This window comes from Treponema bryantii NK4A124, assembly GCF_000421345.1.
GTDB classification, from domain to species: Bacteria; Spirochaetota; Spirochaetia; order Treponematales; family Treponemataceae; genus Treponema_D; species Treponema_D bryantii_B.
The window spans coordinates 23,648-33,326 of sequence record NZ_ATWV01000021.1; the positions used below are offsets into that span (position 1 = coordinate 23,648).

Annotated in this window: 14 protein-coding genes; 7 read left to right on the plus strand and 7 right to left on the minus strand. The window is 39.4% G+C overall.

Annotation, left to right across the window (positions count from 1 at the left end; all coding sequences use genetic code 11):
• Positions 1 to 143 precede the first annotated feature (143 nt).
• Positions 144 to 968, minus strand: coding sequence for a helix-turn-helix domain-containing protein (locus G626_RS16960; RefSeq protein ID WP_081647563.1), 825 nt, complete (start codon positions 966 to 968; stop codon positions 144 to 146).
• Positions 969 to 1,184: 216 nt separating this feature from the next.
• Between G626_RS16960 and G626_RS0114480 the strand changes: the two genes are divergently transcribed.
• Both G626_RS0114480 and G626_RS0114485 read left to right on the plus strand, forming a co-directional pair.
• On the plus strand, positions 1,185 to 1,634 hold the full coding sequence (locus G626_RS0114480; protein WP_022933503.1) for a GNAT family N-acetyltransferase: 450 nt from the start codon (positions 1,185 to 1,187) through the stop codon (positions 1,632 to 1,634).
• A 67-nt stretch (positions 1,635 to 1,701) separates the two neighbouring features.
• Entirely contained in the window at positions 1,702 to 2,091 is a 390-nt protein-coding gene (locus G626_RS0114485; protein ID WP_022933504.1) for a cupin domain-containing protein, read from the plus strand.
• A gap of 6 nt (positions 2,092 to 2,097) precedes the next feature.
• Here G626_RS0114485 and G626_RS0114490 read toward each other — a convergent pair whose 3' ends face one another.
• From G626_RS0114490 to G626_RS0114510, 5 genes are all read right to left on the minus strand, one after another.
• The gene (locus G626_RS0114490; RefSeq protein ID WP_022933505.1) at positions 2,098 to 2,739 is read right to left on the minus strand and encodes a helix-turn-helix domain-containing protein; all 642 of its coding nucleotides are present in this window, start codon (positions 2,737 to 2,739) and stop codon (positions 2,098 to 2,100) included.
• 17 nt (positions 2,740 to 2,756) lie between these two features.
• Entirely contained in the window at positions 2,757 to 3,242 is a 486-nt protein-coding gene (locus tag G626_RS0114495) for a deoxycytidylate deaminase (RefSeq protein ID WP_022933506.1), read from the minus strand.
• Positions 3,243 to 3,338: 96 nt separating this feature from the next.
• The gene (amrS, locus tag G626_RS0114500; RefSeq protein WP_022933507.1) at positions 3,339 to 4,187 is read right to left on the minus strand and encodes an AmmeMemoRadiSam system radical SAM enzyme; all 849 of its coding nucleotides are present in this window, start codon (positions 4,185 to 4,187) and stop codon (positions 3,339 to 3,341) included.
• Between the two features lie 27 nt (positions 4,188 to 4,214).
• The gene (gene amrA / locus G626_RS0114505; protein WP_022933508.1) at positions 4,215 to 5,600 is read right to left on the minus strand and encodes an AmmeMemoRadiSam system protein A; all 1,386 of its coding nucleotides are present in this window, start codon (positions 5,598 to 5,600) and stop codon (positions 4,215 to 4,217) included.
• 30 nt (positions 5,601 to 5,630) lie between these two features.
• Positions 5,631 to 6,461 (minus strand): exodeoxyribonuclease III, encoded by an 831-nt coding sequence (locus G626_RS0114510; RefSeq protein ID WP_027727231.1) that lies wholly within the window; start codon positions 6,459 to 6,461, stop codon positions 5,631 to 5,633.
• A gap of 736 nt (positions 6,462 to 7,197) precedes the next feature.
• Between G626_RS0114510 and G626_RS0114515 the strand changes: the two genes are divergently transcribed.
• From G626_RS0114515 to G626_RS18160, 3 genes are all read left to right on the plus strand, one after another.
• On the plus strand, positions 7,198 to 7,467 hold the full coding sequence (locus tag G626_RS0114515; protein WP_022933510.1) for a hypothetical protein: 270 nt from the start codon (positions 7,198 to 7,200) through the stop codon (positions 7,465 to 7,467).
• Positions 7,451 to 7,876: a type II toxin-antitoxin system VapC family toxin gene (locus tag G626_RS0114520; protein ID WP_022933511.1), complete on the plus strand. Its 426-nt coding sequence runs from the start codon at positions 7,451 to 7,453 to the stop codon at positions 7,874 to 7,876. The genes G626_RS0114515 and G626_RS0114520 overlap by 17 nt, the downstream gene beginning before the upstream one ends.
• Before the next feature lie 166 nt (positions 7,877 to 8,042).
• The gene (locus tag G626_RS18160; protein ID WP_156003380.1) at positions 8,043 to 8,228 is read left to right on the plus strand and encodes a hypothetical protein; all 186 of its coding nucleotides are present in this window, start codon (positions 8,043 to 8,045) and stop codon (positions 8,226 to 8,228) included.
• 126 nt (positions 8,229 to 8,354) lie between these two features.
• On the opposite strand, the gene G626_RS0114530 is transcribed toward G626_RS18160, so the two are convergent.
• The gene (locus G626_RS0114530) at positions 8,355 to 8,753 is read right to left on the minus strand and encodes a hypothetical protein (protein WP_022933513.1); all 399 of its coding nucleotides are present in this window, start codon (positions 8,751 to 8,753) and stop codon (positions 8,355 to 8,357) included.
• Positions 8,754 to 9,012: 259 nt separating this feature from the next.
• Here G626_RS0114530 and G626_RS16965 point away from each other — a divergent pair, with 259 nt between their 5' ends.
• Complete coding sequence (locus G626_RS16965; RefSeq protein ID WP_022933514.1) at positions 9,013 to 9,330, plus strand: helix-turn-helix domain-containing protein; 318 nt, start codon at positions 9,013 to 9,015, stop codon at positions 9,328 to 9,330.
• Between the two features lie 69 nt (positions 9,331 to 9,399).
• A partial coding sequence (locus G626_RS0114540; protein ID WP_022933515.1) for a transposase occupies positions 9,400 to 9,679 on the plus strand: 280 nt, incomplete at its 3' end.

The following is a 9,679-nucleotide window of genomic DNA, read 5'->3' on the forward strand; positions in this document are numbered from 1 at the left end:
GTACCACTTGTACTGGACAAGGGATTGGAGCTGCGCCGAAGGCGTCCCGAGCGAAGCGAGTGGATGAGCCGCGGTTAGACGGCGAACAGCGCAAAGCCCGGTTTTTGCGGAGCAAAAATGGCCCAAACAATTTTCATCACTTTTTAATTTGTTTTTTCCGTGTCCGGAATCATCAGCTTTGGAAACATTTCGGCATAGCGGACAGTCTTATCTTCAATCTTTACAGTTTTTGCGTAAAGGCTTAGCGCGATATCTTTCCCCTCAAACTGAATTGGCTGTCCATTCATAGCAAGAATTTTCTCTTTGAGCTCTTCGGCATATGACTGATCCCTTGAGTTTGTAAGCAGAGCGAACTCATCCCCGCCAATTCTGAATACAACATCTTCAGGACCGCACACGCTTTCCATTCGACGCAGAGCTTCTGCAATTGCAGCGTCTCCTGCCTTGCGGGAAATCTCATTAATCGGAATAAGGTGAACAATGTCACCACATACAAACCAGCAGTCCTTGCGCGACTTAAAAAAATCATACAACTCAGAAATGTCAACAGTTCTTCTCATAATAGTTTCTCCTTCTAATTGAATGAAGCCGGTAATTTTGGGAAACAATTCCGCGGAATGTTCACGCCCCTTTTCGGTGTAGCGTTTTTTGAAATCCGAAGGATTACAATTCCACACCTGCGAAAAAGTTCTCGTAAAGGCTTCGTGACTCGAATAGCCGAATTGAACGGCAATATCCAAGATACTTAGAGCTGGCTTTTCTATCATCAATCTTGCAGCTCTGGTCATCTTTCGGCGGATTATATAATCGTGAACCGAAAAATGAATCGTGTACTTAAAGACCTTTTCAAGCGCAGACTTAGAAGCGTAACACCCAGCAGCAATATCTTCCGTCTGAACAGCGACAGTATCTTCAAGATGTTCTTCGATGAACTCCAGCGACCGCATTAATAAATCAAGATTAGCCAAAGCAACTCCTGTGAGCCCCACGGACTCAGTCGTAGGAAAGCACGCGCGCCATACTTTCTTACAATTATGAGAATACAACAATAGTGTAACATGCATTTGATTTTTTGAGTAAAAATATATTTATGTAAAAACTAGTTATCTTACTCAAAATGCTGTAACATTTAGGTACAACAAGTTTTCTCAAAAAGAATCACCTATTACAAAACCGAGGCAAAAATGGAACTCAGAGAATTAAACGAAAAGGATCTTGAATCCCTCATTAAATTATACGAACAGTTAGATGGCGCTAACGGGGACTTTACAACAGAAGATGCCCGCAAAATCTGGAAAGATGAAATTGAAGGGAACAAGAAAATTAAATATTTCGGTGCCGTTGAAAATGGAAAAGTTATCTCAACCTGCTATTGTCTGATAATTCCAAATCTTACCCGCTTAGGCTCTTCCATTGCCTTTGTAGAAAATGTTGTCACCGACAAGGAATATCGCAGACAGGGACTTGGCCGCAAAGTCATGGAAAAAGCAATTGACTTTGCCCGCGAAAACAACTGTTACAAAGTGATTTTGCAAAGCGCCAGCTTTAGAAAAGAAGCCCATCAGTTTTACAAAAATCTTGGCTTTGATGGCGAATCAAAAAAGGCTTTTATCCTGAAGCTTAAAGATTATTAATTAAACCGCAATTTTATCCAATTTTTTAATTCATATTTTTACTAATCTTTCTTCAAGAGGTAACAATATGAATAAAGAACTTTTTGAAAAATTTAATTTCGGTAGCCTGCGCTTACCGGAATGTCAGATTGATTTCGACAAAATCAGCTGGAACAAGCATCCGACTTTTGAAGGTGTTGAACTTAAGCACATCATCACTTCAAAGGATACTGGCGGGAACTTCAGTTATCACCTTGTTAGAATTGCGCCTGGTAAAAGTATTAACAATCACCTTCACGAAACTCAGCTGGAAACTCACGAGGTTATTGCAGGCAGCGGAAAATGTATTAATGCTGGAAAGAGCCTTGATTATGAACCTGGTGTAATTTCAATTATGCCTGCCAAAGTTCCACACGAAGTTAATGCAGGTCCTGATGGACTTTATCTTTTTGCAAAGTTTTTCCCGGCTTTGTGTTAGACGTGACTAACTCATACTGTCTGACTTTGAAGCTGAGGCTTCCTTGTATTCCTTTGGAGTAAGTCCAACAATTTTTTGAAAGCATCTGTCCAGGTGACTCTGATCGCAAAAGCCAGCATCGTAAGTCACCTCGCAGACGCTTTTTTCTTTTTCAAGCAGCTTCTGCGCCTTTCGAACCTTACACTGAATCTGAAACTGATGAGGAGTCAGTCCGTACATCTTTTTGAATTTCCGAATCAAATGAAAAGGGCTGATATTTGTATCCTTTGCCATTTCTTCAATAAGATAAAGATTTTCCGGCTGATCAAGGATTGAATCTTTGAGTTCTACAAGCAGGCCATCCGTCGCTTTCTGGCCCGCGTCTTGCACCACTTTTGTCTGCACGCGCAGACAAGTCACCAGCATCGAATATCCTTTTTCATCAACCGGTTTTATCTCATGCAAAACATCCGGCGGAATCTTAAACTCATCGCCCGCCTTATAGATTTTTGACGCACCCTCCATCACAATGCAGACCTTTCCCTCTTCAACAATTCCAAGAGTAAGATGTTCGGCATGCGTGTGAGGAGGATAAGCCTTGGTCCAGTTTTTATAATGAACACATTCTATTTCATCATTTTTTTTCTGATATGAAATATGATTAATCAAAAGTATAGTCTTCCTTATTAATATCCAAACTCTCCGGCGATTGATTCATCATTTTTAATCCAATCACTTACATCAATAATTCTGTATTCTGTTGCTGTATCACGAACAATAACTGTTTTTATTCCGGCATTTATAACCAGTCTTTTACACATTGAACAGCAGATAGAATTTTTGATGATTTCGTTTGTTTCAACCTCGCGGCCAGAAAGATAAAGTGTTGAATCAATCATTTTTGCACGTTCTGCGCTGATAATTGCATTGGCTTCAGCATGAACACTCCTGCACAATTCGTATCTTTCACCGCGTGGAATATTCAGTTTTTGACGCACGCAATAACCGATATCAGTACAATTCTGACGACCACGAGGAGCACCTACATAACCGGTAGAAATAATTTCATCATTTTTTACAATTACTGCACCATAACGACGGCGTAAACAGGTACACTGATTTGAAACAACATCTGCAATATCAAGATAATAGTTGATTTTGTCTTTTCGCATGATTCGCTCCAATTTTTTAATAAGTTGATTTTTAAATTATACTTTATGAATTAAAAGTTGTAATCAAAATAATTTATAAATATGCTATCTTGTTTGTCATATATTCCCCGGAAAAACAAACTCAAGATTTTCTTTGGCGACTTCTACAAGGCGCAGGATTGTGTCGATTGGGGTAGGAGCTCGGTCTGTAAGTTTGAAGGCTGGGAAAAATCTTGTGATGTGAAGAGGGATTTTTTTACCTGTTTGATTTTCAAGTGCGGCAACCCAGGCAGACAATTCACGCATTTCCTGCTCACTGTCGTTTTTGCCGGGGATGATAAGAGTTGTAAGTTCAACGTGGCAGGCACCCGTAGCAGTGGTGATAAAATCTTTTACCATCTGAAAGTTTCCACCGATGAAGTTTCGATAGAAGTTATCTGTAAAAGCCTTGAGGTCAATATTCATTGCGTTAATGTATGGGAGGATTTGGGTCAGAACTTTCTGGCTTGCAGTTCCGTTTGTCACAAGAACATTCTGCAAACCGGCTTCCCTGGCAAGCTTTGCGGTGTCACGCACAAACTCATAACCAACAAGCGGCTCGTTGTAGGTAAAGGCAAGACCAATGTTACCGCGAGGGCGAAGTTCCAGAGCAGTTTCAACAATTTCCTGGGGCTCATAAAAATCTGCCTTGTCTTTATATTCAAAAGCCTTCTGCGACCAGGAAATACTTGAGTTCTGGCAGAAAGGACAGCGCAGATTACAGCCATAAGAACCAAGCGACAAAATCATGCTGCCCGGATGAAACATTTTAAGAGGCTTTTTCTCTATAGGGTCCAGCGCAACAGAAGTTAGTCGTCCGTAGTTAGCGGCAACTATCTGACCATCACGACAGGTACGGGCACCACAAAAACCTATTTGACCTTCTTCGATTTTACATTGTCTGAAACACACATCACAAACAGGCATTCACTTTTCTCCACGCTTTCTGCATAACTAGTAATGTCGCACAACTTCAAAACGGAACAAATCGACATCCTCTCCGGGTGCAATTCCGCCTTTACGCTTTGCAATTGAAATCTGCTGTTCAACTGTGTCTACGCCATCCAGGTCTGGAAGCAACAGCCCCCGCTTGTAACCACTCTGCACAATCACTCCGTATTTCTTTACATCGAGCTGGGCGGGTGAAGAAATCTTTTCTGCTTCTCCAAGAACATCAACATTTATATCAAGATATTTTAATTCATCTTCATCAACCGGCTCAAAACGCGGGTCTTCGGAAACGGCGCTTACTGCATTGTGAATTATTTCCAGTGCAAGATTTTCTTTTGTTGGGGCAATGGTTCCAATACAGCCACGCAAGGCTCCAAACTTGTGAACAGAAACAAAGGCACCGGCACGCACCTTCAAAAGTTCCGGCGGCACCCAGGCAGGCAATTCCATCTCATGCCCGTTCCATACAAAATACTCCGCAGACTCTCTTGCAAGTCTTACCCAGGCATCGGACTTCTGGCGCTTCTGCTCAAGTTCACTTTCCACCTGCTGGAGCCGCGCTGCCAGAAAATGCCGCGACTCATCCACACCCTTCGGAACAAATGAACAGATTCCATATCCAACGCCGGTAACATCTTCATGCGAATATTGGGTTGCCTTCACCGCCTGACCATCTAGTGCGCCTGCCATAATCACAAAAGATTTATGACCGCACTCTGCTGCCTTCTGGCAAAAGTTTTCATCAAAATCAAAAAGCTCTCCAAAGCGGCCGCCCGAGCAAACATCCATTATCCGCTTGTCATAGACCGGACCTTCCTCAGCAAAACCGTAAGGCCCATAATCCTGAAGCTTATGCGATAAATCACCACTTGCAACATAAACAACCCTGCGCTCAAGTGACTCAACCGCGTCTTTTATCATGGTGCCATATTCATAATGCTTTAAAAGGTCGTAGCCCGAAAGTCCCGTGCGCACAAGTTTAAAGTCCTTGTATTTTTTAAGAATAAACCAGAGCGGCACCATAGTTCCGTGATCAAGTTCCGGACGTTTTTCGCCAAGAGTTCCGGCGGGGAAGCCAGTTTTATCAGCCAGCTCACACAAGGCCTTTACAAGCTCTTCATCATACTTAACATCAAACTTAACCTGAGGCGCCCCAAAATCAGCAAAAGATCCGACCGCCTCGCTGCCCGGAGAAATATGAAAATAATCAGAATACATTACGCTGTGAGGGCTGGAGATAATTATAGTTTCAGGCTTAAGAGCAGAAATTTCATCAGCTACTTTTTCATAAGCCTTAATCGTCTTTTCAATCTGACTTTCACTTCCGCGTCCAACGTCTGGTACAATCATCGGCGGATGCGGAACCATAAAAGCGGCAACAATAGACATGTGAACCTCCTTTTTTTCGAGAGAGTAGGGTCAGCCTATATCAATTTCCAGTAGAATAGGAGTGTGGTCCTGGCGTGGGCCAGAATCAATCATCTCTGATTTTTTAATCTGTTCTTTGATGCGGTCGCTGACGAGGAAGTAGTCAATACGCCAGCCCGAGTTATTAATCTTGCTGGTTTTGATTCTCTGGCCCCACCAGGAATAAATATCTTTTACATCCCCATGGATGTGGCGGAAGCTGTCGGTAAAGCCTCGGGCAAGAAGCTTTGTAAAGCCTTCGCGCTCCTCATCGGTAAAACCGGCAGAAAAATGATTCGATGCCGGGTTTGCAAGGTCGATTTCTTTGTGGGCAACGTTGAAGTCACCGCAGGCGATGACAGGCTTTTTTGCATCGAGACCAGCAAGATAATCAGCATAAAGAGCGTCCCACTTCTGTCGGTCCGCAAGGCGCTTGAGACCGTCGCCCGAGTTTGGAGTATAAACATTTACAAAATAAAAGTCGCCGAAGTCGAGAGAGAGAAGGCGGCCCTCATCATCCATAGTATCCGGAGCTCCAAGTCGTGGTACTTCGCGACTGGCCGACATGCCTTCCTTGTATAAAATCATAGTACCCGCATAACCTTTTTTGGCAGGCGGTACAGAAGAAAGCCATTCAATTTTGTAGCCGGGAAAATACTGGGACAGCAGCTCCAGGTGCTTATCCGAAGGCCCCTCCGCTGGCAGCTTAGTCTCTTGAATTGCAATAATGTCAGCATTGTAGCTACCAAGCTTTTTCAGAACAGCCTGCGAAAGCTGCGCCCTGTCAGATGTAGAAGTCAGCGCCGCATTAATTGAATCTATGTTCCATGAAATAAAAGTCATTTTTTTCTCCTGTTTTCTGCCAAAAGTATACTGGATTGTGGAAAACATTTCAGCAGGTTGTGGAGGGTTGCTCGATACTCTGCATATGAGGAGGACGAATATCCTTTTGGTTCACCGTTTGGAGTGGGAAAGGCGATTTTCCGACAAATGGATGGGAGAAGAAGGTTTTTGTCGGAAAAGATTGTGTTTATTTTAGGGTAGGAATAAGGGTTTTCCGACAAAAGTAATGTCTGACTAGTAATTTGTAGGAAAAAAGTTCAATTGTTTTGAGTAACAGAAGCCTATTTTCCGACAAAATGCGAGTTTGTAAACAGGTTTGTCGGAAAAAAACTCTGCTGCTTCGAGTTTATGAAGAAAAAATTCCGACAAAACGAATGTAAACAAGATAATTTGTCGGAAAATAACTAAAAATAACATGGTTTCAGATGATTTTGAAGAACTTATAAAAAGTTATTATATTATTAATGATGAGGGGGAAAGCCTTCCCCCTGGGTTCAGTCACGAGTCGCTACACAAGTGCAAAGCAAGCTTTGACACTTGCTCCGCTTTGTCGTGCCTTCACCACACCCCTTTCTCCTAGGGGCTCGCCGCCCCTAAAACCCGCATGGTAAATTGCTATCGCAATTTGCTTATTTTATCCCGCCCAGTCCACCCACTGTTCATAAAAAGAAAAAATATCCACAAAATTAGGATTCTGTGTTATATTATAAGTATCTCAAATGACAGGAGGCAAAATATGGCAGCAATGGCATTAAGACAAAAGGCGATTAATTATATTGATACTCTAGATGATGAACAGACTCTCAGCGTCATCATGTTTATAGAATCTATGCCTCGAAAAAATGAGCCTCTTCAGAACTCAAAAACTCCAGAACAGAGGGCAAAAGCAAAACAGGCTTTAGATGAGCTTTTTGCAATGGGTCGTCCGGCAAAACACGAAATCAGCCTTAACGGACGAAAAGAAGCAGCTTCTGCAATGCGGAGAAAATATGAAAGTCTTAATTGACACAAACATTCTGCTTGATGTAATCCTACTCCGAGAGCCACACTTGGAACTTTCAAGACGTGTACTACAATGTTGCCTGTCTCTTGTTGACGGTTATATTGCAGTACATACTTTCTCAAATATGTTTTACATTCTCCACGAAACAGAAGATTTTTCTATTGAAGAATGTCGTAATGTCTTTAACAAATTCCTTTATGTTTTTGATTTAGCTTCGTTGGATAAATCAGATATGATTGCCGCTGTAAATAATGAAGCCTTTGATGATTTGGAAGATTCTATGCAGCATCAATCTTCCATAGCTTGTGAACTTGATTATATCATTACACGAAATGTTGATGATTTTAAGGAAGGAACTGTTCCAGCTGTTACGCCAGAAGAGTTTTTGAAATTAGTTCATGCTGAAATTTAGGTTGTTTTAAACTGTACGAAATTTGACCTTTTCACTTATAAATTTTACTCCATTATATAAAAAGAAAATTCCTAAATAACATATAATATCAAAAAAATCAAAAGTTCCAAGTGATGGAAAAAAAGATTGTAAAATTTCTATTATTAATGCAAGAATCAGTGCATATGTGGAATTAATAACTTCCGAGAATGAAGAAAATAATGTGGACAATAAGATTAATGAAGAAAACCAGAGAATATCAATAAGATATCCATTTATAAAAAGATTATTAATTCTTCTACCTGGGAAAATAGGAATGATGGGTATGATATTATTTATTTTTGATACCAATGCAAGATGTTTTGTTCCATGAATGAATATATACAACGGGATAGAAAGAATTATTAATAATAATCCTATTATAATTTGAATTCTTCGATTTTTCATAATTGTATTTATTGGAAGTTTATCAACTTCCAATAAAATATTTATTTAATATTTATTTTTTTATTTCTTGCCAATTAATAGCACCTTTTATCTTTAACATAGAATTTATTTCGTCTACTATTTCCATAGCTAATTTAGCTTCAGGGCTTGTCTTGACAGGTGATGTATTTCCAGAAGTTGTGCTTGAATTTACCAGATTATTAGATTTCTGATTTTCTTGTTTATACAAAGGAGTTACTGTATAACCAGTATCTGTTACCCGAAAATTTAATTTCAAGAATTTGTAGTAATATGTATTACTACCAGTTAAAGTACCAACAAGGATGGTAGTTCCAATATTGTCTGCCATGTCAGAAGTTTGTTTCCAATCACTTTCAATTAATCCAAAAGATTCGTTAACCATCTGAATATTAAATCCTCTTTCAGAAAGTACATAAACAATTGCATCCATAGCTTTTTTCTGATTGATATCATCTTCAAAAGAAACATTACCTTTTTGAAGATATTCTGTAGTTGCACATGATAATGCTAAAATAGCATAAGTTAATAAAAGTAAACTTGTAATAAGAATACTTTTTTTGTTGATTTCATAAAATTCCTCCTAAGCAATTCCGCTATTAGCGATATATTATAATACTCTAACAACGCTTTGTCAAAAAGTTAATCTATTGGTGTAATAATTCTGTATACCAATGGAGTGGTATGCACCTATGGAAGAAATTGAAGTTCGTAGAATTTTTGCTGAAAACTTGAAAAGACTCAGAAAACAAAAAGGTCTTTCTCAATTAAAGCTTTCGAATGAGATGCAAATGGCATTTACTTTCATAAATGATATTGAAAACTGTAAAAAATGGGTTTCGCCAGAAACAATAGCACGATTTGCGACATTCTTTGATGTACCTATATCAGTTTTCTTTATGACAGAAGAAAATAATACAAATAAAATAAATACCGATTTAATAATAAAAACAATTACAGATGAAGTAAATAAAACAATAACCGAAGTTGGAAATAGATTTAAAATATAAAAGACCATCCTGTTATGAAGTGCACCCCAAAAGTTAGACATAAAGTTTAATTTTGGAGGTGCATTTTTTATGTCCAAATACACAGAAGCTTTTAAGATGTCAGTTATAAAAAAACATCTTGAAGAAGAAATACCTGTAAGGCAATTATCAAGAGATTTAGAAATTAATATCAGTTTGATAAAATTATGGGTAAAGAAATACAACACGAACGGATTCATTAATAAAAAATCAAAAACTACAGTTTTTAGTTCAGAATTCAAGCTAAAAGTATTAAACTATCAACAAGAATATAGTCTATCTGACAGAGAGACAGCAATAAAATTTGGAATAGCTGAACATGGAACTGTAG